Origin of the sequence: Streptomyces sp. NPDC021562, from assembly GCF_040640875.1 — a bacterium.
Taxonomy (GTDB): domain Bacteria; phylum Actinomycetota; class Actinomycetes; order Streptomycetales; family Streptomycetaceae; genus Streptomyces.
Window position 1 is genome coordinate 40,796 of the sequence record NZ_JBFACN010000012.1, and the last position, 22,602, is coordinate 63,397.

A 22,602-nucleotide genomic window follows, 5' to 3' on the forward strand; every position below is an offset into this window, starting at 1 on the left:
TCGGCGGGCCCTGAGCGATCAGGGCCCGCCGGACTCCCGTCAGACCTCTTCGACGCTGCTCGGCTCGCGCCGGGACAGGTCGATGCCGAGCTCCTCCGCCGCGCGGAAGACGTCCTCGTCGGTGTCACGCATCTCGATGGACATACCGTCGCTGGACAGCACCTCCACGTTCAGGCAGAGCGACTGCATCTCCTTGATGAGGACCTTGAAGGACTCGGGGATGCCGGGCTCGGGGATGTTCTCGCCCTTGACGATGGCCTCGTAGACCTTCACGCGGCCGGTGACGTCGTCGGACTTGATGGTCAGCAGCTCCTGGAGGGCGTACGCGGCGCCGTAGGCCTCGAGGGCCCACACCTCCATCTCGCCGAACCGCTGGCCACCGAACTGGGCCTTACCACCCAGCGGCTGCTGGGTGATCATCGAGTACGGGCCGGTCGACCGGGCGTGCAGCTTGTCGTCGACCAGGTGGTGCAGCTTCAGGATGTACATGTAGCCGACCGAGATCGGGTCCGGGAACGGCTCACCGCTGCGGCCGTCGAACAGCCGCGCCTTGCCGGACGGGAGGACCAGGCGGTCACCGTCGCGGTTCGGGATGGTGTGCTGCAGCAGACCCGCCAGCTCGTCCTCGCGGGCACCGTCGAAGACCGGGGTGGCGACGTTGGTGCGCGGGGCGACCTGGTCGGCACCGATGGCCTGGAGACGCTGGGCCCACTCGTCGGCGAGACCGGAGACGTCCCAGCCGCGGCTGGCGAGCCAGCCGAGGTGGATCTCCAGGACCTGTCCCGGGTTCATTCGGGACGGGACGCCGAGCGGGTTGAGGATGATGTCGACCGGAGTTCCGTCCTCGAGGAACGGCATGTCCTCGATGGGGAGGATCTTCGAGATGACACCCTTGTTGCCGTGGCGGCCGGCGAGCTTGTCACCGTCGGTGATCTTGCGCTTCTGCGCGACGTAGACGCGGACCAGCTGGTTCACGCCCGGCGGCAGCTCGTCGCCCTCCTCGCGGTCGAAGACGCGCACGCCGATGACCTTGCCGGTCTCGCCGTGCGGCACCTTCAGCGAGGTGTCACGGACCTCACGGGCCTTCTCACCGAAGATCGCGCGCAGCAGGCGCTCCTCGGGGGTCAGCTCGGTCTCGCCCTTCGGGGTGACCTTGCCGACGAGGATGTCGCCGGCGATGACCTCGGCGCCGATGCGGATGATGCCGCGCTCGTCGAGGTCGGCGAGGACCTCCTCGGAGACGTTCGGGATGTCCCGGGTGATCTCCTCGGGGCCGAGCTTGGTGTCACGGGCGTCGACCTCGTGCTCCTCGATGTGGATCGAGGAGAGGACGTCGTCCTGCACGAGGCGCTGCGACAGGATGATCGCGTCCTCGTAGTTGTGACCCTCCCACGGCATGAACGCCACGAGCAGGTTCTTGCCGAGGGCCATCTCGCCGTTCTGGGTGGCCGGACCGTCGGCCAGCACCTGGCCGGTGATGATGCGGTCGCCCTCGTTGACGATGACCTTCTGGTTGACCGAGGTGCCCTGGTTGGACCGGGAGAACTTGGCCAGGCGGTACGTGATGTACGTGCCGTCGTCGTTGGCGGTGGTGATGTAGTCCGCGGAGACCTCCTGGACCACACCGTCCTTCTCGGCCTTGACCACGTCACCGGCGTCGACGGCGGAGCGGTACTCCATGCCGGTGCCGACGAGCGGGGCCTCGCTCTTGATCAGCGGCACGGCCTGGCGCATCATGTTCGCGCCCATGAGGGCGCGGTTGGCGTCGTCGTGCTCCAGGAAGGGGATCATGGCGGTCGCGACCGACACCATCTGGCGCGGCGAGACGTCCATGTAGTCCACGTCGTCACCGGCGACGTAGTCGACCTCACCGCCACGGCGGCGGACGAGGACGCGGCCCTCGGCGAAGCGCAGGTCGTCGGTCAGGCCGGCGTTGGCCTGCGCGATGACGAAGCGGTCCTCCTCGTCGGCGGTCAGGTAGTCCACCTCGTCGGTGACCTGGCCGTCGACGACCTTGCGGTACGGGGTCTCGACGAAACCGAACGCGTTGACCCGGCCGTAGGAGGCGAGCGAGCCGATCAGGCCGATGTTCGGGCCTTCGGGGGTCTCGATCGGGCACATGCGGCCGTAGTGCGACGGGTGCACGTCACGGACCTCGAAGCCGGCCCGCTCACGGGAGAGACCACCCGGGCCGAGAGCCGACAGACGCCGCTTGTGGGTGAGACCCGACAGCGGGTTGTTCTGGTCCATGAACTGGGACAGCTGGCTGGTGCCGAAGAACTCCTTGATGGAGGCGACGACCGGCCGGATGTTGATCAGGGTCTGGGGCGTGATCGCCTCGACGTCCTGGGTGGTCATGCGCTCACGGACGACGCGCTCCATACGGGCCAGGCCGGTGCGGACCTGGTTCTGGATGAGCTCGCCGACGCTGCGCAGACGACGGTTGCCGAAGTGGTCGATGTCGTCGGTCTCGACGACGATCGTCTGACCGTTGTCCGCGGTCGTCTCGGTCTCACCGGCGTGCAGCTTCACCAGGTACTTGATCGTCGAGATGACGTCCTCGACGGTCAGGACGCCCGCGTCGAGCGGAGCCTCCGCACCCAGCTTCTTGTTGACCTTGTAGCGGCCGACCTTGGCGAGGTCGTAGCGCTTGGGGTTGAAGTACAGGTTCTCCAGGAGCGTCTGCGCGGCCTCACGCGTGGGGGGCTCGCCCGGACGCAGCTTGCGGTAGATGTCGAGCAGCGCGTCGTCCTGGCCCTGGGTGTGGTCCTTCTCCAGGGTGGCGCGCATGGACTCGTACTCGCCGAACTCCTCGAGGATCTGCTCGGTGGTCCAGCCGAGAGCCTTGAGCAGCACGGTGACCGACTGCTTGCGCTTGCGGTCGATGCGGACACCGACCATGTCGCGCTTGTCGATCTCCATCTCCAGCCAGGCACCCCGGGACGGGATGATCTTGGCGGAGAAGATGTCCTTGTCGGACGTCTTGTCGATGGAGGAGTCGAAGTAGACACCGGGCGAACGGACCAGCTGCGACACCACGACACGCTCGGTGCCGTTGATGACGAAGGTGCCCTTGTTCGTCATGAGCGGGAAGTCGCCCATGAAGACCGTCTGGGACTTGATCTCACCGGTCTCGTTGTTGGTGAACTCGGCCGTGACGAAGAGCGGGGCGGCGTACGTGAAGTCGCGCTCCTTGCACTCGTCGATGCTGTTCTTCGGCGGCTCGAAGCGGTGGTCGCGGAACGTCAGCGACATCGACCCGGAGAAGTCCTCGATCGGGGAGATCTCCTCGAAGATCTCCTCCAGACCGGACTTGGTGGGGACGTCCTGACCGGACTCCAGAGCCTCCTCGACCCGACTCTGCCAGGCGGTGTTGCCGAGCAGCCAGTCGAAGCTCTCGGTCTGCAGCGCGAGCAGGTTGGGAACCTCGAGAGGCTCCTTGATCTTTGCAAAGGAGATGCGCAGCGGGGCGGTGCTGGCGCCGTTGTTCATATTCGCGTTCGAGGCAGTGCGCGAGGCGGCCAAGAGGGGGTCCTTCCGAGGGCTCGGACTCACTACGCGCTCCCCGGTCCCTTCCTGGACGCAGAGACACAAACCCCAGTTCAGAGGGGATCGGTCGTCGGCGTTCGGGTGAGGGTAGACCCCTGGTGACGGGCAGGGGACAGCTAACAGGCAGCGCAAAGGGTCAGTGTAGCCACTTGGCACACTGATGTCCAGTCTCCATTTTCTGAGACCCTCTTCATCGTCAACGCCTGCGTCATCCCTGCCCTCAACGCACGTTGATACTGCCCTCTTCGTCGCCGATCCATGCCTCGGATTCGGACCGTTCTGGCGACGCGTCCTGAGAATTGCGCGCTGCGTGCGGTTCGTCAAGGCCCCGCTGCGCAAACCCGGCGCGCCGGAGACACGACGAAGATCACCATACCCCCCGCCGTGGCGGGTGCAAGGCAACCGCGGTCGGCCTCCCGGGAACGCCGAAGAGCGACCACCCAGATGGATGATCGCTCTTCGCGGTCTGTGCGTTACAGCCCCCGAGGGGGTGTTTCAGCACACAGAGGTCTCCACGACCTCGGAGGTGTTACTTGACCTCGACGGAGGCGCCGGCGGCCTTGAGGGACTCGGCGGCCTTGTCCGCGGCCTCCTTGGCGACCTTCTCGAGGACGGGCTTCGGGGCGCCGTCCACGAGGTCCTTGGCCTCCTTCAGGCCGAGCGAGGTCAGCTCACGCACGACCTTGATGACCTGGATCTTCTTGTCGCCGGCGCCGGTGAGGATGACGTCGAACTCGTCCTGCTCCTCAGCGGTCTCGACCGGGGCGCCGGGGGCGGCGGGGCCCGCGACGGCAACCGCGGCGGCGGCGGTGACGTCGAACTTCTCCTCGAACGCCTTCACGAACTCGGAGAGCTGGATGAGGGTCATGCCCTCGAACTCGGCGAGCAGTTCGTCCTGGGTGAGAGCCACGATGGCTTTCCTTCCACTAATTTCGGCTGGTGCCGGATGTACATGTCTGGCGGGCGTACGTTCGGCCCGCTACGACCGCTGCTCCGGGCGAGCCGCCGTGCGGCGGCCTGCTTCAGGCGGCGGTCATGATGCGAGCCGAGTTACTCGGCACCGCCCTGCTCGTCCTGCTTGGCGCGAAGCGCGTCCACGGTGCGGACGAGCTTCGACGGGAGCGCCTGGAAGACCTGAGCAGCCTGCGTCTGCTTGCCCTTCAGGGCGCCCGCCAGCTTGGCGAGCAGAACCTCGCGGGACTCGAGGTCCGCAAGCTTCTTGATCTCGTCGGCGGACAGCGCCTTGCCGTCAAGGACACCGCCCTTGATGACGAGGTTCGGGTTGTCCTTGGCGAAGTCACGAAGACCCTTCGCCGACTCCACCGGGTCACCGGTGACGAAGGCGACCGCCGTCGGACCGTTGAACAGGTCGTCGAGCGTCGTGATCCCGGCCTCGTTGGCCGCAATCTTGGTCAGCGTGTTCTTCACCACGGCGTACTGGGCGTTCTCACCGAGCGAGCGGCGCAGGTTCTTGAGCTGCGCCACGGTGAGACCCCGGTACTCGGTCAGCACGGCGGCGTTCGAGCTGCGGAACTGCTCCGTCAGCTCGGCTACCGCGGCAGCCTTGTCGGGCCTTGCCATAGAGCGTCGGCCTCCTTCCGGGTGATGAGGACCGCTCAGAAGGGGCTGGGAAAACGAAACGCCCCGGCGCAGGCGCACGGGGCTCAGCTCGACCGGGCACACACACGCGAGCGCGTGTTCCGGGAGCGTTTCCACAGTCACCTGCGCGGGTCGTCCGCGGTTCAGCGGATCCTTCGGCCACCGCACGCTCTGACGAGCACGCGGCAACGACCAGCGGTCTTTGGCTTCTTTAGGAGCGTACGGGATCGGTGCAGTGTCAAGCAAATCGCCTCCTTGCCACCGCGCTCCGTACGACCGCGCTCGGTACGACCGCGGTCAGGAGGTGGGCCCGCCGACTCCCTGCTTCTTCAGCAGGGTCCCGAAGTCCTCGGTGTCGGCGGCCGGGGGCTGCTCCGCGCTGACCTTCACTCCGTAGTCGCCGTAGTAGGCGGTCTGGTTCATCGCGCCGCTCGCCGTGTCGGCCTTCTCGGTCTTCTTGACCAGGAGGCCCTTGGCGTCGATCCAGAGGTCGACGGTCTCGGCGGTGACGCCGGCCCGGGTGAGCTGTCCGCGCAGGCCGCTGTCGGCGACCAGGTCGGAGACGCGCACCGTGCCCGAGTAGTGGGTGGTGGCGGTGCCGGCGACCTTCTCCTCACCGACCCGGTGCGCGTCGGCGGAGGCGAGCAGCAGCCGTACCGGCCGGTTGGGCGTGGTGTTGCGCATGACGTCCGTCAGCATCGCGCCGGAGCCGCCGCCCAGGGTGGCGAGATAGTCGTACGTGTACTTGATCCAGTGTCTGCCGCCGAGCTGCCGGGCGAACCGCTCGCCGACCTTGGCGTAGTAGGCGTCCCGGAGGTAGCGGGTCTCCAGGGAGCCGGAGTCGAGGCCGCGCATCAGGTCGGCCGTGCTGCCGCCGGTGTAGGTGATGGTGAGGGTGCCGGTGGTTCCGTCGCTCCAGCCGAGGGCGCCCTCGGCCCTGGTGGACATCAGGGTGCCCAGGGCGGTGGTGGAGCGGACCCGGGCGGAACCGGCCCGGCGTGTGGCGCGTTCGGCGGCGCGCAGGGCGGCGGTCGGGCGGGCCTGGGCGGCGGCTGTGCTCCTGGCGCCCTTCGCGGGCGTGTCCGACGGGGAGGTGCAGGCGGCCGACCCGGCCAGCACGGTCGCCACCATGATCGCCAGGGCCGCCCGGCGCCCACCCCTGCTGGTCATCCCGCCCCACCCCCTGTACGAGTCCCGCACCCCCGACGCTAACCCAGCCCGCCGACACCGCGCCGAAAGTAACCGAAGCACCCTGCCGGGGACGGGGCACGGCACAACCCGCCCAGGAGCCGGCACGGCATACCCCTCGGGCGCCGGGATCGGGCCCGGCGGGGGAAAAGCAGGACGGGCCCCGCGATCCTTTCGGATTGCGGGGCCCGTCCTGTGGGCTGTGCGTCCCTGACGCGGCTGCCGGACCGAGCGCGGGGCTCAGACGGCGGCCGGGTCCTCCTCGACGAGGAGGTTGCGGGTGCGGTTCGGGTCGACCGGGATGCCGGGGCCCATGGTGGTGCTGACCGCGGCCTTCTTGATGTAGCGACCCTTGGCGGCGGACGGCTTCAGACGGAGGATCTCCTCCAGCGCGGCGCCGTAGTTCTCCACCAGCTTGTCGTCCTCGAAGGACGTCTTGCCGATGATGAAGTGCAGGTTCGAGTGCTTGTCGACGCGGAACTCGATCTTGCCGCCCTTGATGTCGGTCACCGCCTTGGCGGTGTCCGGGGTGACGGTGCCGGTCTTCGGGTTCGGCATCAGACCACGCGGGCCGAGGACGCGGCCGAGACGGCCGACCTTGCCCATGAGGTCCGGGGTGGCGACGACGGCGTCGAAGTCCAGACGCCCCTTCGCCACCTCGTCGATCAGCTCGTCGGCGCCGACGATGTCGGCGCCCGCGGCACGCGCGGCCTCGGCACGGTCACCGGTCGCGAAGACCAGGACCCGGGCGGTCTTGCCGGTGCCGTGCGGGAGGTTCACGGTGCCACGGACCATCTGGTCGGCCTTGCGCGGGTCGACACCCAGGCGGAAGGCGACCTCGACGGTGCCGTCGAACTTGGTCGTGGAGGTCTCCTTGGCGAGACGGACGGCCTCGAGCGGGGCGTACAGCTTCGCCCGGTCGATCTTCTCGTCCGCAGCGCGAAGGGCCTTGCTGCGCTTGCTCACAACTGCTCCTGTTTGTTCTTGGAAGGAGTCGTGGTGTACGGGCCGAGCAGGCCCTACCACGGTGGTTCTACGAAGGTGGGGATCAGCCCTCGACCGTGATGCCCATGGAGCGGGCGGTGCCGGCGATGATCTTCGACGCGGCGTCCAGGTCGTTGGCGTTCAGGTCGGGAAGCTTGGTCTGCGCGATCTCGCGGACCTGCTCCTGGGTGATCTTGGCGACCTTGGTCTTGTGGGGCTCGCCGGAGCCCTTCTCGACACCAGCGGCCTTGAGGATCATCTTCGCGGCCGGCGGGGTCTTGGTGACGAAGGTGAACGAACGGTCCTCGTAGACCGTGATCTCCACCGGGATGACCCAGCCACGCTGCGACTCGGTCGCGGCGTTGTAGGCCTTGCAGAACTCCATGATGTTGACGCCGTGCTGGCCGAGCGCAGGACCGACCGGCGGGGCCGGGTTCGCCGCACCGGCGTTGATCTGGAGCTTGATGAGCCCCGTGACCTTCTTCTTCTTGGGAGGCATAGCTCTCCGGGTCCTTTCATTTCGGGTCCTGCCCGCATCCGGGGACCACCCGGTTGCAGGCATACCGCACAACGATAACGGGTATAGATGCGCGGCCAAAAACCGAGCAGGTCAGGCACGTGCCTGACCTGCTCGGAAGCTTTACGCCCCACTCGCGAGCGTGACGTCCAGAAGGGGCTGCGCGGAGCTAGTTCTTCTGGATCTGGTCGAACGACAGCTCCACCGGCGTCTCGCGCCCGAAGATCTCCACCAGGCCCTTGACCTTCTTGGAGTCGGGGTTGATCTCGTTGATGGTGGCCTGGAGGGTGGCGAACGGGCCGTCCGTGACGGTGACCGAGTCGCCCACCTCGAAGTCCAGCACCTGGACCTCGACCTTGCGCTGCGGGGCCGGCTTGCCCTCGGCCTCGGCGGCCTCGCGGGCCGCCTTCTCCTCGGCCTCGGGAGCGAGCATCTTGACGATCTCGTCCAGGGTCAGCGGGTACGGGTCGTAGGCGTTGCCGACGAAGCCGGTGACACCCGGGGTGTTGCGGACGACACCCCAGGACTCGTTGGTCAGGTCCATGCGGACGAGGACGTAACCGGGCAGCTTGTTCTGCTTGATCGTCTTGCGGTCGCCGTTCTTGATCTGGACGACCTCCTCCTGCGGCACCTCGGCCTGGAAGATGTAGTCCTCGACGTTCAGCGAGACGGCGCGCTGCTCCAGGTTGGTCTTCACGCGGTTCTCGTAGCCGGCGTAGGTGTGGATGACGTACCACTCGCCGGGGAGCGTGCGCAGCTCCTCGCGCAGGGCGGCGACGGGGTCGACCGGCTCGGCCGGCTCTTCCTCGGCCTCTTCGAGCTCGTCGGCGGCCTCTTCGGTGTCGCCGTCCGTCTCGTCGGCCTCGTCCGCTTCCTCGTCCTCGACGTGGACCGCGGCCTCCTCGGCCGGCTCCCCCAGTGCGGCCTCGGCAGCCTCGAACTCGTCCTGCTCGTCCGCGCCCTCGACGATGTCCAGCTCGTCGTCGACGGTCTCGGCGGGCTCGACGGCGTCGTTCAGGTTCGGGTCAGACACGATGGCTGCTTCTTCCTGGATACATAGGGGTGGAACATGCGAAAACGGGCGCCGCTACCACGGCGCCCTTCGCTCTGTGCTCAGCCGAAGACGTACTTGGCAGCGTGGTTGAGTCCATAGTCAATCACGGTCACCAGAGCGATCATGATGGCGACGAAGAAGATCACCACGGTGGTGTACGACGTCAACTGGTTGCGAGTCGGCCAGACGACCTTGCGGAGCTCCGCGATGATCTGGCGGTAGAAGGTGGCGAGACGCTTCAGCGGGCCCTTCTTGGCACGCTTGCCGCCCTTGCGGGCCTTCTTCTTGGACTCGGGCACCTCATCGGCATCAGGAGTGTCGATGGAGCCCACGGCGTCCGTCATTCGTCCTCACCTGATCCCGGGTCGTGGCCGTGCCGCGCCCGGTTCCAGAGCCGCACGGCGGTGCAATGCTTGTACGTACATGCGCACACATCCTGGCGGTGTGTGTAGCAGGGCCGGAGGGACTTGAACCCCCAACCGCCGGTTTTGGAGACCGGTGCTCTACCAATTGAGCTACGACCCTTTGGTGTCCCCCAACGTACCGCATCCGGACGGGTGCTCGGTGTGTGCACCGTCTCGGCCGCGGCTGCTGAAGGCCAACGAGGTGAGAGTGTACGTGCTCCGTGGCGCCGCGTCGAACAGAAAGCGCCAGTCCGGGGCAGTCGTACCGAAGATCGTCCTGGCCGGGGGCCGGATCCGCACGCTTGTTCATGGTTCGGCCCGAAGCTGTTCAGTCTGTGAAACCGGCGTGCCGGGCAGGTTTCCGGTCTGAAACGATGGGTCCATGAGCGCTGCAACCCCTCCCACCGAGCGCCGGGTCTCCGCCCGAGTCGGCGCGATCTCCGAGTCCGCCACCCTCGCCGTGGACGCCAAGGCCAAGGCCCTGAAGGCCGCCGGGCGCCCGGTGATCGGCTTCGGCGCCGGTGAGCCCGACTTCCCGACCCCGGACTACATCGTCGACGCCGCGATCGAGGCCTGCAAGAACCCGAAGTACCACCGGTACACCCCGGCCGGCGGTCTGCCCGAGCTGAAGGCCGCCATCGCCGCGAAGACGCTGCGCGACTCCGGCTACGAGGTCGACGCCTCCCAGGTCCTGGTCACCAACGGCGGCAAGCAGGCCATCTACGAGGCCTTCGCCGCGATCCTCGACCCGGGCGACGAGGTCATCGTGCCCGCCCCGTACTGGACGACGTACCCGGAGTCCATCCGTCTGGCCGGCGGTGTCCCGGTCGAGGTCGTCGCCGACGAGACCACCGGCTACCGGGTCTCCGTCGAGCAGCTGGAGGCGGCGCGCACCGAGAAGACGAAGGTCGTGCTGTTCGTCTCCCCGTCGAACCCGACCGGCGCGGTCTACACCGAGGCCGAGACCGAGGCGATCGGCCGCTGGGCCGTCGAGCACGGCCTGTGGGTCCTCACCGACGAGATCTACGAGCACCTGGTCTACGGCGACGCGAAGTTCACCTCGCTGCCGGCGATCCTGCCCGAGCTGCGCGACAAGTGCATCGTCGTCAACGGTGTCGCCAAGACGTACGCGATGACCGGCTGGCGGGTCGGCTGGGTCATCGGCCCCAAGGATGTCGTCAAGGCGGCCACGAACCTCCAGTCGCACGCCACCTCGAACGTGTCCAACGTGGCGCAGGTCGCCGCCCTGGCCGCCGTCTCCGGCGACCTGGACGCGGTCGCGAAGATGCGCGAGGCCTTCGACCGGCGCCGCAGGACGATCGTCCGCATGCTCAACGAGATCGACGGCGTCCTGTGCCCGGAGCCCGAGGGCGCCTTCTACGTGTACCCGTCGGTCAAGGCGCTGCTCGGCAAGGAGATCCGCGGCCGACGTCCGGCCTCCTCGGTGGAGCTGGCCGAGCTGATCCTGGAGGAGGCCGAGGTCGCGGTCGTCCCCGGCGAGGCCTTCGGCACGCCCGGCTACCTGCGGCTGTCGTACGCGCTCGGTGACGAGGACCTCGCCGAGGGCGTGAGCCGGATGCAGAAGCTGCTGGCCGAGGCCAGGGACTGACGTTCTTTCGCGCTGCACGCGCGTGCGGGCCGTCTCCCATGGGGGAGGCGGCCCGTTCTCGTGTGCGAGCAAGGCCACTAAAGGGCAATCGGCTACCGGTACGGCGGGTACGTACGGCAGGATCCTGGAATGGAGCACGTACGTGATGTCTCTGAGCTGCCCAAGGCTCACCTGCATCTGCACTTCACCGGTTCGATGCGGCCGGGCACCGTCCTGGAACTGGCCGACAAGTACGGCGTACGCCTCCCAGAGGCGCTCACCGACGCTCTGACCAGCGGCGAGCCACCGAGGCTGCGGGCCACCGACGAACGCGGCTGGTTCCGCTTCCAGCGGCTGTACGACGCCGCGCGCTCCTGCCTCAGAGAGCCCGACGACATCCGCCGACTCGTGCGGGAGGCCGCCGAGGAGGACCTGAGGGACGGCTCGGGCTGGCTGGAGATCCAGGTGGACCCGACGTCGTACGCCCCGCGTCTGGGCGGACTCATCCCGGCCCTGGAGATCATCCTGGACGCGGTGGAGACGACGTCCCGGGAGACCGGGCTCGGCATGCGCGTCCTGGTCGCCGCGAACCGTATGAAACACCCCCTGGACGCGCGCACGCTCGCCCGCCTCGCGGTGCGGTACGCGGACCGCGGCGTGGTCGGCTTCGGTCTCTCGAACGACGAGCGGCGGGGCATGGCACGGGACTTCGACCGGGCGTTCCACATCGCACGCGAGGGCGGCCTGCTGGCGGCCCCGCACGGCGGCGAGCTGACGGGCCCCGCGTCGGTCCGGGACTGCCTGGACGACCTGCACGCCTCCCGGATCGGGCACGGGGTGCGGGCGGCGGAGGACCCGCGGCTGCTCAAGCGCCTGGCGGACCGGCAGATCACCTGCGAGGTGTGCCCGGCCTCCAACGTGGCCCTGGGCGTCTACGAGAAGCCCGAGGACGTCCCGCTGCGGACCCTCTTCGAGGCAGATGTCCCGATGGCCCTGGGCGCCGACGACCCGCTGCTGTTCGGCTCCCGGCTGGCGGCCCAGTACGACATCGCGCGCGTGCACCACGGTTTCACGGACGCGGAGCTGGCGGAGCTGGCCCGCCAGTCGGTGCGGGGCTCGGCCGCGCCCGAGGCCACGAAGGCGGAGCTGCTGACGGGCATCGACGCCTGGCTGACCGCTCCGCTGCCCTAGAGGCTGACGCCGACCGTCACCGGCTCGTTGACGAGGGTCACGCCGAAGGCCTGGTGAACGCCCGCGACGACCTCCCGCGCCAGCTCCAGCAGGTCCTCGGTCGTCGCGCCGCCGCGGTTGGTCAGCGCCAGCGTGTGCTTGGTGGAGATCCGGGCCGCCCCGCTGCCGTATCCCTTGCCGAACCCCGCCTTGTCGATCAGCCACGCCGCCGAGGTCTTGATGCGTCCTTCGCCCGCCGGGTAGGCCGGCGGCTCGACCCCGTCGCCCAGCCGCTCGCGCACGCGCGCGTGGAAGTCGGCGAACTGCGCGTCCGTGAGGATCGGGTTGGTGAAGAAGGACCCGGCGGACCAGGTGTCGTGGTCCTCGGGGTCCAGCACCATGCCCTTCCCCGCACGCAGCTTCAGCACGGTCTCCTGGGCCTCGGCCAGCGGCACCCGGTCCCCCGGCTCCACGCCGAGCGCCCGCGCGGCCTCGGCGTACCGCACGGGCGCCGAGAGTCCGTCCGCGTCCTCCAGCACGAAACGGACGCGGAGCACGACGTACCGCTCGGGGTCGTCCTTGAACCGGCTGTGCCGGTAGGAGAACGCGCATTCCTCGTTGGTGAGGGTCACGGTCTCACCGGCCCGGCGGTCGTACGCGATGACCTCGGTGATGGTCGAGGACACCTCCTGCCCGTACGCTCCCACGTTCTGGATCGGTGTGGCGCCCGCCGAGCCCGGGATCCCGGCGAGGCACTCGACGCCGGCCAGTCCGGCCTCGACGGTGCGGGCGACCGCGTCCGTCCACACCTCGCCGGCCGCCAGCTCCACCGTCGTACCGCGCAGTTCGAAGCCGGTGGTGGCGATGCGCAGGGCCGTGCCCTCGAAGCCCTTGTCGCCGATGACCAGGTTCGATCCGCCGCCGATGACGAGCAGCGGGGTCCCGGTGTCGTCGGCGGCGCGGACGGCGGCGATCACCTCGGCGTCGGTGACCGCGGTGACCAGCCGGGTGGCGGGGCCGCCGAGCCGGAAGGTGGTGAGAGGGGCGAGGGGGGCGTCGTGGAGTTCCTGCACGGGCCCAAGACTACGAGACGCCGCTGACAGCCTCCCTTCCCGATCCGCACGCGCGCGTGGGGCCCCCGTCCGCCGGAACGGGGGCCCCACGCGCGCGTGCGTCAGCTGCCGACGGCCACCGGCTCCGACGCGGACTCCGTCTCCGCGACGGTCCGCGGGGCCCGGCGCCGGCCCGGGATCAGCAGCGCGGCGACTCCGGCGAGGGCGACCGCCGTCGAGCCGGTCACCAGGGCGGGCCGCAGGCCGTCCACGAAGTCCTGAGCTCCGGCGTAGCCGCCCTGTGCGGAGAAGATCGACGACATGACCGCGACACCGAGCGCGCCGCCGACCTCGCGGAGCGCGTTGTTGGCGCCGGAGGCGATGCCCTGTTCCTGCGGGCGCACGGCGGACATCACCAGGTTGGCGGCCGGGGCGAAGTAGAGGCCCATGCCGATCCCGCTGATGACGAGGCCGGGCAGCTGGGTGCCGTAGGAGGCGTGCGCGGTGACCACGGAGGCCAGGTAGCCGAGGCCTGCGGCCTGCAGGAAGAGCCCGGCGGCGACGACCGGACGGCCTCCGATCCGGTCGGAGAGGATGCCGGCGACGGGCGCGACGATCATTGGCATGCCCGTCCAGGGCAGCATCCTGAGACCGGCCTCGGTGGGCGAGTAGCCGAGCACGCCCTGCATGTACTGGCTGAGCAGGAAGATCGATCCGAACATCCCGAGGAACATCAGCAGGCTGGCCGCGTTGATCCCGGAGAAGGCGCGGGACCGGAAGAGCCGCATCGGCAGCATGGGGTTTGCGGCACGGCTGCCGTAGAGCACGAATCCGGCGAGCAGCGTGGTGCCGGCGAACAGACCGGTGAGCACGAGGGGGCTGGTCCAGCCGTCGGCGGGGCCGCGCACCAGGCCGTAGACGATCCCGAAGAGACCGCCGCTGGCGAGCAGGGTGCCGGGGAGGTCGAGCGGGGCCCCGGTGCCGTACGACTCGGCGAGCCGGAGGCGGGCGAACGGCAGTACCGCGACACCGAGCGGGACGTTCAGCCAGAAGATCCAATGCCAGGACACGTGTTCGGTGAGGCTGCCGCCGATGAGCGGCCCGGAGGCGACCGCGAGCCCGTTGACGGCCCCCCAGATGCCGTACGCCATGCCGCGCCTGGCCTCGGGGACGGCGGCCGTCAGCAGGGTGAGGGTGAGCGGCATCATGACGGCCGCGCCGACACCCTGGACCGCGCGGGCGGCGATCAGGGTGTCGATGCCGGGCGCCAGGGCCGCGGCGGCGGAGGCGCCGGTGAAGACGGTGAGGCCGACGAGGAAGAGCCGGCGTCGGCCGAAGCGGTCACCGAGGGCGGCTCCGAACATGAGCAGGACGGCGAAGGTGAGCGTGTAGGCGCTCACGGTCCATTCGAGGTCGTCCAGGGCTCCGCCGAGGTCCTTGCGGATGGAGGGCAGGGCGGTGGTGACGACGAGGTTGTCGAGGGACGCCATGAATCCGGCGACACCAGTGATGACGAGTGCCCATGCGGCGCCGCCGCGAGGTGCGGGCTTTCGTCCGGTCTGCTGCGCGGTCCGTTGTGCTGTCTCTGGTGACATCGCTCCCCCAGGGCTGGCCTGTGACAGTAGATTAGTTATTGATCACTAAGTTTTTGGTCCGGCAAAAACCCCGGACGGGACGCATGAACCGCCCCTCCGGCATCACTGCGCCTGTCCGGCCGTCCGGCCGCCTGGGGCGTCCTGGTACATCCCCTGCCAGACCCGGTGCTCGGGCGGGAATCCCATGGCCGTGTAGGTGTTGATGAGCATCCCCTTGGCGAGGAAGGTGGTGGTGCGTTCGACGTCGGCTCCGGAGAGCAGGTGCACCGTCTCCCAGAGTCGCGTCCAGCCGGCCCGTACGAGCTCACCGAACTCGTGCTCGCCCTCCGCCTCCGCGGCCGCGAGGGTGATGTACGTCTGCATCTGCATCTGGAGCCGCTCCGGCCGCTCCTGGATCAGCCGCACATACGCCTCACCCATGGCATCCAGGGCTTCCTGCCCCTCCAGCCCTTCGGCGGCCTTCTCGAAGAGCTCACGCATCTCGTCGATGCAGAGCAGCGAGGCGGCACCGAAGATCGCCTTCTTGCCCGGGAAGAGCCGGAAGAGATACGGCTGCGAGACGCCGACCCGCTTGGCGATCGCCTCGGTGGAGGTGCCGTAGTAGCCCCTCTGCGAGAACTCGGCGATCGCCGCGCGGACGACGCTCACGCGTCGCTCCTCAGCACTCATCCTGACCATGCGAACAAGTTAGTACTCAATCACTAACTCCGTCAACGAGTGGTCGGCGTCACACTGCGTAAGGAGCGCCCGCAAGGAAGGACGCTCCTTACGACTCCGCACCGCGGGTACCGCGGTCGCTTCGTCGGACGGCCGGCTCTCAGCCGAGTCGCACGACCGCCCGCGCCATGCCCAGCACCTTCTGCCCGGCGCTCGTCGCCGTCAGGTCGACGCGCACCGTGTTGTCGTCCAGCTTGGCCGCGACCTTGCCGCTGACCTCGATCAGGGCGCCCTGGTCGTCGTTCGGGACGACGACGGGCTTGGTGAAACGGACGCCGTAGTCGACGACCGCACCCGGGTCACCGGTCCAGTCGGTGACCACGCGGATCGCCTCCGCCATGGTGAACATGCCGTGCGCGATGACGTCCGGCAGCCCGACCTCCTTGGCGAACTTCTCGTTCCAGTGGATGGGGTTGAAGTCCCCGGAGGCGCCCGCGTAGCGCACCAGGGTGGCACGGGTCACGGGAAAAATCTGCGTCGGCAGTTCGGTGCCGACCTCGACGTCCTCGTACGCGATCTTCGCCGTCATCGGATCCTCACGCCTCGCCTTCTGCCGCGTCCGCAGCGCGGGCCACCAGCTTGGTGAGCGCGCTCACCACGAGCTCGCCCGCCTCGTCGTGGACGTCTCCGCGGATGTCGATGATGTCGTTGCCCGCGAGCGACTTCACGGCCTCGATGGTCGAGGTGACGCTCAGCCGGTCACCGGCGCGCACCGGGCGCCGGTAGGCGAACTTCTGGTCGCCGTGCACGACCCGGCTGTAGTCCAGGCCGAGCTGCGGGTCCTCGACGACCTGTCCGGCCGCCCGGAAAGTGATCGAGAAGACAAAAGTCGGCGGGGCGATCACATCGGAATAGCCGAGCGCCTTGGCGGCTTCCGGGTCCGTGTACACGGGGTTGGTGTCGCCCACCGCCTCGGCGAACTCACGGATCTTCTCCCGGCCCACCTCGTAGGGCTCGGTGGACGGGTAGGCCCGTCCCACGAAGGACTGGTCGAGCGCCATTGGCCCGGCACCTCCTGATGTCTGCTGTGCTGCCCCACAAAGTAGCGGGAAAGCCGGCTGCCGAAACGCCGTGAGGCCGCCCCCGAACCGGGGACGGCCTCACGAACGAGCCTGTAGTTATCGCGTTTCGCGGTGCGCGGTGTGCGCGTTGCAACGCGGGCAGTGCTTCTTCATCTCAAGACGGTCCGGGTTGTTACGCCGGTTCTTCTTGGTGATGTAGTTCCGCTCCTTGCACTCCACGCAGGCCAGCGTGATCTTCGGGCGGACGTCGGTGGCAGCCACGTGAGTGCTCCTAAGACGAACGGATGGACTTGATTCAACGCAAGAAAGAGTAGCCGATCGAAGGACCGACCCCGCAATCGGCTACTGTCAGTAGCGGTGACCGGACTTGAACCGGTGACACAGCGATTATGAGCCGCTTGCTCTACCGACTGAGCTACACCGCTTTGATGAGATCAGCCCCGCCTTGCGACGGGACCTCTCACACCAGAGCCCCAATACGGAATCGAACCGTAGACCTTCTCCTTACCATGGAGACGCTCTGCCGACTGAGCTATTGGGGCGAGCGATGAAGACATTACACGCTCGGCCGCCGTTCACCCAAATCCGTTTCCCGCCGCCCTTCCCGGCCCGTCGCCCACGGCTCCCCGCCGCCTCCCGGCGGCCCCTCGGGCCCCTTCCGACGCTCCCCGCGCGCGCGTGCCCGACCCGTTCCTCGCAGGTCCGACGGCTCCGGTACGACTATTGCGCTCCTCCCGGCCCCGCGCCCGCCGTCAGCCTAGGCTCGACTCACTCTGCGTGATCTTGAGTCCCCCGCCTGGACCGACCTCCATGGAGCGCGATGCCCGACAGCCAGCCGCAGCCGCCCTCGTCGTCCAACTCCTCGGGTTCCTCGGGCCACTCCGACCCGGCCGCGCTCCTCCTGTGCGGCGCGCGGCTCACCGACGGCCGGACCGTGGACGTACGGCTGGGCGGCGGGCGCATCGAGGCGGTCGGCACGGCCGGCAGCCTCGCGTCGGGCCTCGCCCGCGCGGGCGGCACGCGCGTGGACCTCAGCGGCTACCTCCTCCTCCCGGCCCCGGCCGAACCGCACGCCCACGCGGACACCGCGCTCTCCGCCGAGCACGACGGTCCCGTCACGTACGAGCCCGAGGACGTCCAGCGCCGCGCCACAGAAGCGGCTCTGCTGCAGCTCGGGCACGGTGCGACGGCGGTACGCGCGCACGTACGCGTGGGCGACGTCCAGGGACTGGGCGCCCTGGCCGCGGTCCTCAGGGCACGCCGCTCGCTGCGCGGGCTCGCCGAGCTCACGGCCGTCGCGATGCCGCGCGTGCTGACCGGGGTCGCGGGCGCCGACGGGCTCGCGATGCTGCGGGACGCCGCGAAGATGGGGGCGTCCGTGATCGGCGGCTGCCCCGACCTCGACCCGGACCCGACGGGCTATGTGGAGGCCGTACTGGAGGTGGCCTCCGAGCACGGCTGTCCGGTCGACCTGCACACCGACGCCACCGACCCGGCCCGGCTGGCCAGGCTCGCGGCGATGGCGGGCGGTATGCGCCCCGGCGTGACCCTCGGCCCGTGCGCCGGGCTCACGCGCCTGCCCGTCGAGGCGGCGGCCCGGGTCGCGGACCAACTCGCCGCGGCGGGCGTCACGGTGGTGTGCCTGCCCCAGGGCGGCTGCGGTTCCGTCGACCGGCGCGGTACCGCTCCGCTACGGCTGCTGCGCGCGGCCGGGGTACGGGTCGCCGCCGGCAGCGGCGCCCTGCGCGACCTCTCGAACCCCGTAGGACGCGGCGATCCCCTCGAAGCGGCCTACCTCCTGGCCTCCCGCCACGGTCTGCGCCCGGAGGACGCCTACGACGCCGTGAGCGCGTCCGCCCGCGCGGCCCTCGGCCTCCCCGAGGTCCGCGTCGAGGCCGGCTTTCCCGCCGAGCTTCTCGCCGTACGCGGCGACCACCTGGCGGGCGCGCTCTCTCTCGCCTACAGCCGGATCGTGGTGCACCGGGGGCGCGTGGTGGCACGCACGAGCGCGGTGCGTGAGTACTGCAACTCGGCGGTGGCCGCGGAGCTGGGACTGCCGCGACAGGGGCGGGGGGAATTGTCCTGAGGGGGTGGGGTCGAGGGAGCGCGTGCTGAGGGAGCGCGGACCGAGGGAGTGCGGACTTGAGGGGCGCGAGCTGGAAGAAGGTGTGCTGAGGCGCGGTGGGCGGTGGGCGCGCTTCGTGCGAGGTGGGGTGGCGTGCGGCGGGGCGTGGGCACGGCGGCCACCCTCCGAGGGCCACTCGGGCGGCGTGGAGGGCTTCCGGGGCCGGGACGGCAGGACGGGTGGCAGGGGCGGACGCGCGGGCACGCACGGCGCGGAGAGGCACTCGCGCGGGAGCAAGTTCGGGCCCCTTGGGAGCTGCCGCGGGTGACGCCCCCGTAAGACCACGCGTACGAGTGGGGCGCATGAAGTCGTGCGGCGGATGCGGGGCTTCGGGCGTACGGTCGGAAACATGCGCATTGTCATCGCTGGTGGTCATGGTCAGATCGCGCTGCGGCTGGAGCGGCTGCTCGCCGCGCGTGGGGACGAGGTCGCGGGGATCATCCGGAAGGCCGAGCAGGGCGACGATTTGCGGGCGGCCGGCGCCGAACCGGTGCTGCTCGACCTGGAGTCGGCGTCGGTGGAGGAGGTCGCGGCGCATCTGGAAGGGGCGGACGCCGCGGTGTTCGCGGCCGGAGCGGGTCCCGGCAGCGGCACGGCCCGCAAGGAGACGGTGGACAAGGACGCGGCGGTGTTGTTCGCGGACGCGGCCGTGCGCGCGGGCGTACGCCGGTTCGTCATCGTCTCTTCGATGGGCGCGGATCCCCAGCACAAGGGCGACGACGTCTTCGACGTGTACCTGCGGGCCAAGGGTGCGGCCGACGCCCATGTCACCCGGCAGGACGCCCTGGACTGGACCGTCCTGCGCCCCGGCGCCCTGACGGACGAGCCGGGCACGGGCCTGGTGCGGCTGGAGGCGCACACGGGCCGGGGTGCGGTCACGCGCGACGATGTGGCCGCCGTACTGGCGGAGTTGGTGGACACCTCGGCGACGGCCGGGCTGACCCTGGAGCTGATCGGCGGGTCGGTGCCGGTCGCGGTGGCCGTGAAGTCGGTCGCCGGGAACTGACCTCGTCGGCCGCCCGTTCGTGCTGTTGAGGGCCGCCGCTCGGAGCGCTCGGAGTGTTCAGAACAGTGGCAGCTGTCCCGGGAAGTCCGGCACTGCGTAACCGTCCAACGAAGGCTGCACCGCCCCGAGTTGAGCTTGCCGCCGCGAGCCGGTGCAGGAGACCAGGTCGCCGGTCCCGCGCGCCCCGGGCGGGTCGTGCCGTGCGAAGCGACCCGCGACGACGGCGATTTCGCGGTGGCACACCGGACAGGTTCTGCGACGGAAGGACATGTGTTCAGTGTGCCCCGGGGCGCCGCACGCGTATCGGGGGCTGCGGGGGCTACCGGGGGTGACGCGCCCGCACCGGTGCCCATCCGGCACCGGCACGACCGAGCGCGGGTGTGGAACATGTCACGCCGTTCCCTGACACCACCCACGTCATACGAAAAGACCCCTCCTGATCTGCGTTTCCGCAGTCCAGAAGGGGTCTTCCCCGAAGTGGCGGCGCCAGGATTCGAACCTGGGAAGGCTGAGCCGGCAGATTTACAGTCTGCTCCCTTTGGCCGCTCGGGCACACCGCCGGGTTTCGCTGCCGAGTCGAACCGCTTTTCGGCGGTGCTCCCTGGCAACGACGTAAACAATACCCGATCCCGAGGGGTGCTCCGCCACTCGATTGATCGGCGCCCACGGGACGCGGGATGGCTAGGCTGGTGCGGATGCGCCCCGGTCTCCGCGCCGGGCCCTACGGCCGCCGCGACGCGCCGGACCGCATCCCGATACCCCCGATACAAGGAGCCACAGGACATGGCCGACTCCAGTTTCGACATCGTCTCGAAGGTCGAGCGGCAGGAGGTCGACAACGCCCTCAACCAGGCCGCCAAGGAGGTCTCGCAACGCTACGACTTCAAGGGCGTGGACGCCTCGATCTCCTGGTCCGGCGAGAAGATCCTGATGCAGGCGAACTCCGAGGAACGGGTCAAGGCGATCCTCGACGTCTTCCAGTCGAAGCTGATCAAGCGCGGCATCTCGCTGAAGGCGCTGGACGCGGGCGAGCCGCAGCTCTCCGGCAAGGAGTACAAGATCTTCGCGTCGATCGAGGAGGGCATCTCCCAGGAGAACGCCAAGAAGGTCGCGAAGATCATCCGCGATGAGGGCCCCAAGGGCGTGAAGGCCCAGGTTCAGGGTGACGAGCTGCGCGTCAGCTCGAAGAGCCGGGACGACCTCCAGGCCGTGATCGCGCTCCTGAAGGGCCAGGACTTCGACTTCGCCCTCCAGTTCGTTAACTACCGGTAGACACGACCGGCCGGGGCATGGGAGAGGGTGGGCGCCCCTTGGCGCCCACCCTCTCCCATGCCGTCGGGGATCACCGCACTCAGTCGCGCGAGTTCCCGAACAGGAGCCGATAGGCGATCAACAGCACCAGCGAGCCGCCGATCGCCGCCAGCCAGGTCGTCCCGTCGTAGAAGTCCTTGGTGAAGGGGTGGTCCAGCCACCGGGCCGAGATCCAGCCGCCCAGGAACGCACCCACGATGCCGATGAGGGTCGTGCCGATGAAACCGCCGGGATCGCGACCCGGCAGCAGGAACTTGGCGATGGCGCCGGCCAACAGTCCCAGGATGATCCAACTGATGATGCCCATGCCCTGAACCTGCCCTTCCGCCCTGTGTTCGCACTGACCCGGCCCTGTGATCTCCGTCCCGGCCGACTGTTCGTGCTCTGTCGATGGCCAGGACGCTTCGGCGATGCCGGGCGGTTGCGGCGATCAGTAGGGTGCGGCGCATGACTTCCTCGCCCGCAGGCCTGCGGCGCACGCTGGGCGTGCGCGACGCGGTGGTCGTCGGACTCGGCTCGATGATCGGGGCCGGCGTGTTCTCGGCGCTGGGTCCGGCGGCCCGCGCGGCCGGGTCCGGGCTGCTGCCGGGGCTGGCCGTGGCTGCTCTGGTCGCCTACTGCAACGCCATGTCCTCGGCCCGCCTCGCCGCCCGCCACCCCCAGTCCGGCGGCACCTACGTCTACGGCAGGGAGCGGCTCGGCGCCTTCTGGGGGTACCTCGCGGGCTGGGCGTTCGTCGTCGGGAAGACGGCGTCCTGCGCGGCGATGGCCCTCACCGTCGGCGTGTACGTCTGGCCCGGCCAGGCGCATGCCGTGGCGGTCGCGGCCGTGGTGGCGCTGACCGCGGTGAACTACGGCGGCATCCAGAAGTCGGCGTGGCTGACACGGGTGATCGTGGCAGTGGTGCTGGCGGTCCTGGCCGCCGTGGTGGTCGCCTGTCTGACGTCCGGGCAGGCGGACGCCGGGCACCTGGACCTGGGCCTGTCGTCGGGCGTGGGCGGGGTCCTTCAGGGCGCCGGTCTGCTGTTCTTCGCGTTCGCCGGGTACGCCCGGATCGCGACCCTCGGTGAAGAGGTGCGCGACCCGGCCCGCACCATCCCGCGCGCGATTCCGCTGGCCCTGGGCATCGCCCTGGTCGTGTACGCGTGCGTGGCGGTGGCGACGCTGTCGGTGCTGGGCGCGGACGGACTCGGACGGGCGGCCGCGCCGCTGGCGGACGCGGTGCGGGCAGCCGGGGCGCCGGCCTTGGTGCCGGTGGTGCGGGTGGGGGCCGCGGTGGCCGCGCTCGGCTCGCTGCTCGCCCTGATCCTGGGGGTGTCGCGTACGACGCTCGCCATGGCCCGCGACGGCCATCTGCCTCCTGCGCTGGCCGTCGTGCATCCGCGCTTCCAGGTCCCGCACCGCGCGGAACTGGCCGTCGGCGCCGTGGTGGCGGTGGTGGCGGCGACCGCGGACGTCCGGGGCGCCATCGGTTTCTCCTCCTTCGGTGTGCTGGCGTACTACGCGGTGGCCAACGCCTCGGCATGGACGCTGGACCCGGCTCCGCGCGCCCGCGTGGTGCCGGTGGTCGGTCTGCTGGGCTGCGCGACCCTCGCGTTCGCGCTGCCGCCGGGAGCGGTGGGGGCGGGGGCGGCGGTACTGGCGGTGGGCGCGGCGGCGTACGCCGTACGACGGTGGGCGGCGGGCGGGTAGGGCCGCCCGCTCCGGTCGGGGGAACCGGG

The 22,602-nt window shown here is 69.6% G+C and carries 22 protein-coding genes and 4 tRNA genes; 6 read left to right on the forward strand and 20 right to left on the reverse strand.

Annotation, left to right across the window (positions count from 1 at the left end; translation table 11 throughout):
* Positions 1–39 precede the first annotated feature (39 nt).
* The 9 genes from rpoB to AB0G52_RS19915 all read right to left on the reverse strand — a co-directional run bounded on the left by rpoB (position 40) and on the right by AB0G52_RS19915 (position 9,416).
* Entirely contained in the window at positions 40–3,525 is a 3,486-nt protein-coding gene (gene rpoB / locus AB0G52_RS19875) for a DNA-directed RNA polymerase subunit beta (RefSeq protein ID WP_132890218.1), read from the reverse strand.
* A 553-nt stretch (positions 3,526–4,078) separates the two neighbouring features.
* The gene (gene rplL, locus AB0G52_RS19880; protein ID WP_361337802.1) at positions 4,079–4,462 is read right to left on the reverse strand and encodes a 50S ribosomal protein L7/L12; all 384 of its coding nucleotides are present in this window, start codon (positions 4,460–4,462) and stop codon (positions 4,079–4,081) included.
* A gap of 137 nt (positions 4,463–4,599) precedes the next feature.
* Entirely contained in the window at positions 4,600–5,130 is a 531-nt protein-coding gene (gene rplJ / locus AB0G52_RS19885; protein WP_132890220.1) for a 50S ribosomal protein L10, read from the reverse strand.
* 315 nt (positions 5,131–5,445) lie between these two features.
* On the reverse strand, positions 5,446–6,318 hold the full coding sequence (locus tag AB0G52_RS19890) for a hypothetical protein (RefSeq protein ID WP_361337574.1): 873 nt from the start codon (positions 6,316–6,318) through the stop codon (positions 5,446–5,448).
* A gap of 258 nt (positions 6,319–6,576) precedes the next feature.
* On the reverse strand, positions 6,577–7,302 hold the full coding sequence (rplA, locus tag AB0G52_RS19895) for a 50S ribosomal protein L1 (RefSeq protein ID WP_132890222.1): 726 nt from the start codon (positions 7,300–7,302) through the stop codon (positions 6,577–6,579).
* 82 nt (positions 7,303–7,384) lie between these two features.
* Positions 7,385–7,819 carry a 50S ribosomal protein L11 gene (gene rplK / locus AB0G52_RS19900; RefSeq protein WP_132857189.1) on the reverse strand — a complete coding sequence of 145 codons (435 nt, stop codon included), beginning with the start codon at positions 7,817–7,819 and terminating at the stop codon, positions 7,385–7,387.
* Positions 7,820–8,006: 187 nt separating this feature from the next.
* On the reverse strand, positions 8,007–8,870 hold the full coding sequence (gene nusG / locus AB0G52_RS19905; RefSeq protein ID WP_361337577.1) for a transcription termination/antitermination protein NusG: 864 nt from the start codon (positions 8,868–8,870) through the stop codon (positions 8,007–8,009).
* An 80-nt stretch (positions 8,871–8,950) separates the two neighbouring features.
* Positions 8,951–9,235, reverse strand: a complete 285-nt coding sequence (gene secE, locus AB0G52_RS19910; protein WP_132890224.1) for a preprotein translocase subunit SecE — start codon at positions 9,233–9,235, stop codon at positions 8,951–8,953.
* Between the two features lie 108 nt (positions 9,236–9,343).
* Positions 9,344–9,416: transfer RNA gene (locus AB0G52_RS19915), tRNA-Trp, on the reverse strand.
* Positions 9,417–9,677: 261 nt separating this feature from the next.
* On the opposite strand from AB0G52_RS19915, the gene AB0G52_RS19920 reads away from it, so the two are divergent.
* Together AB0G52_RS19920 and AB0G52_RS19925 are read left to right on the forward strand one after the other, a co-directional pair.
* Complete coding sequence (locus AB0G52_RS19920; protein ID WP_361337579.1) at positions 9,678–10,904, forward strand: pyridoxal phosphate-dependent aminotransferase; 1,227 nt, start codon at positions 9,678–9,680, stop codon at positions 10,902–10,904.
* Between the two features lie 129 nt (positions 10,905–11,033).
* Entirely contained in the window at positions 11,034–12,074 is a 1,041-nt protein-coding gene (locus AB0G52_RS19925) for an adenosine deaminase (RefSeq protein WP_361337581.1), read from the forward strand.
* Here AB0G52_RS19925 and AB0G52_RS19930 read toward each other — a convergent pair.
* The 8 genes from AB0G52_RS19930 to AB0G52_RS19965 form a co-directional block, all read right to left on the reverse strand.
* Entirely contained in the window at positions 12,071–13,126 is a 1,056-nt protein-coding gene (locus AB0G52_RS19930; RefSeq protein ID WP_132890227.1) for a UDP-N-acetylmuramate dehydrogenase, read from the reverse strand. The two genes, AB0G52_RS19925 and AB0G52_RS19930, sit on opposite strands and share 4 nt — an antisense overlap.
* Positions 13,127–13,227: 101 nt before the next feature.
* On the reverse strand, positions 13,228–14,700 hold the full coding sequence (locus AB0G52_RS19935) for an MFS transporter (protein ID WP_361337583.1): 1,473 nt from the start codon (positions 14,698–14,700) through the stop codon (positions 13,228–13,230).
* 102 nt (positions 14,701–14,802) lie between these two features.
* Positions 14,803–15,378, reverse strand: a complete 576-nt coding sequence (locus AB0G52_RS19940) for a helix-turn-helix domain-containing protein (RefSeq protein ID WP_361337585.1) — start codon at positions 15,376–15,378, stop codon at positions 14,803–14,805.
* A 139-nt stretch (positions 15,379–15,517) separates the two neighbouring features.
* On the reverse strand, positions 15,518–15,946 hold the full coding sequence (locus AB0G52_RS19945) for a MaoC family dehydratase (RefSeq protein WP_132890230.1): 429 nt from the start codon (positions 15,944–15,946) through the stop codon (positions 15,518–15,520).
* Positions 15,947–15,953: 7 nt separating this feature from the next.
* Entirely contained in the window at positions 15,954–16,418 is a 465-nt protein-coding gene (locus tag AB0G52_RS19950) for a MaoC family dehydratase N-terminal domain-containing protein (protein WP_132890231.1), read from the reverse strand.
* Between the two features lie 117 nt (positions 16,419–16,535).
* A complete protein-coding gene (gene rpmG / locus AB0G52_RS19955) occupies positions 16,536–16,700 on the reverse strand; it encodes a 50S ribosomal protein L33 (RefSeq protein WP_003948671.1) in 165 nt (54 codons plus the stop codon).
* Between the two features lie 91 nt (positions 16,701–16,791).
* Positions 16,792–16,864: transfer RNA gene (locus AB0G52_RS19960), tRNA-Met, on the reverse strand.
* A gap of 44 nt (positions 16,865–16,908) precedes the next feature.
* Positions 16,909–16,981, reverse strand: a tRNA-Thr gene (locus tag AB0G52_RS19965).
* 278 nt (positions 16,982–17,259) lie between these two features.
* Between AB0G52_RS19965 and AB0G52_RS19970 the strand changes: the two genes are divergently transcribed.
* The gene (locus AB0G52_RS19970) at positions 17,260–18,525 is read left to right on the forward strand and encodes an amidohydrolase family protein (RefSeq protein WP_361337588.1); all 1,266 of its coding nucleotides are present in this window, start codon (positions 17,260–17,262) and stop codon (positions 18,523–18,525) included.
* A gap of 388 nt (positions 18,526–18,913) precedes the next feature.
* Positions 18,914–19,570 (forward strand): SDR family oxidoreductase, encoded by a 657-nt coding sequence (locus AB0G52_RS19975; protein ID WP_132890233.1) that lies wholly within the window; start codon positions 18,914–18,916, stop codon positions 19,568–19,570.
* Positions 19,571–19,627: 57 nt separating this feature from the next.
* On the opposite strand, the gene AB0G52_RS19980 is transcribed toward AB0G52_RS19975, so the two are convergent.
* Both AB0G52_RS19980 and AB0G52_RS19985 read right to left on the reverse strand, forming a co-directional pair.
* On the reverse strand, positions 19,628–19,840 hold the full coding sequence (locus tag AB0G52_RS19980; protein WP_132890234.1) for a hypothetical protein: 213 nt from the start codon (positions 19,838–19,840) through the stop codon (positions 19,628–19,630).
* Between the two features lie 208 nt (positions 19,841–20,048).
* Positions 20,049–20,130 (reverse strand) — tRNA-Tyr (locus AB0G52_RS19985).
* A 223-nt stretch (positions 20,131–20,353) separates the two neighbouring features.
* Between AB0G52_RS19985 and AB0G52_RS19990 the strand changes: the two genes are divergently transcribed.
* Positions 20,354–20,842 carry a YajQ family cyclic di-GMP-binding protein gene (locus AB0G52_RS19990; RefSeq protein ID WP_132890235.1) on the forward strand — a complete coding sequence of 163 codons (489 nt, stop codon included), beginning with the start codon at positions 20,354–20,356 and terminating at the stop codon, positions 20,840–20,842.
* Positions 20,843–20,921: 79 nt separating this feature from the next.
* Here the strand turns inward: AB0G52_RS19990 and AB0G52_RS19995 are convergent, their stop codons facing one another.
* Positions 20,922–21,188 carry a GlsB/YeaQ/YmgE family stress response membrane protein gene (locus tag AB0G52_RS19995; RefSeq protein ID WP_132890236.1) on the reverse strand — a complete coding sequence of 89 codons (267 nt, stop codon included), beginning with the start codon at positions 21,186–21,188 and terminating at the stop codon, positions 20,922–20,924.
* A 140-nt stretch (positions 21,189–21,328) separates the two neighbouring features.
* Between AB0G52_RS19995 and AB0G52_RS20000 the strand changes: the two genes are divergently transcribed.
* Positions 21,329–22,573: an APC family permease gene (locus tag AB0G52_RS20000; RefSeq protein ID WP_132890237.1), complete on the forward strand. Its 1,245-nt coding sequence runs from the start codon at positions 21,329–21,331 to the stop codon at positions 22,571–22,573.
* Positions 22,574–22,602: the final 29 nt, after the last annotated feature.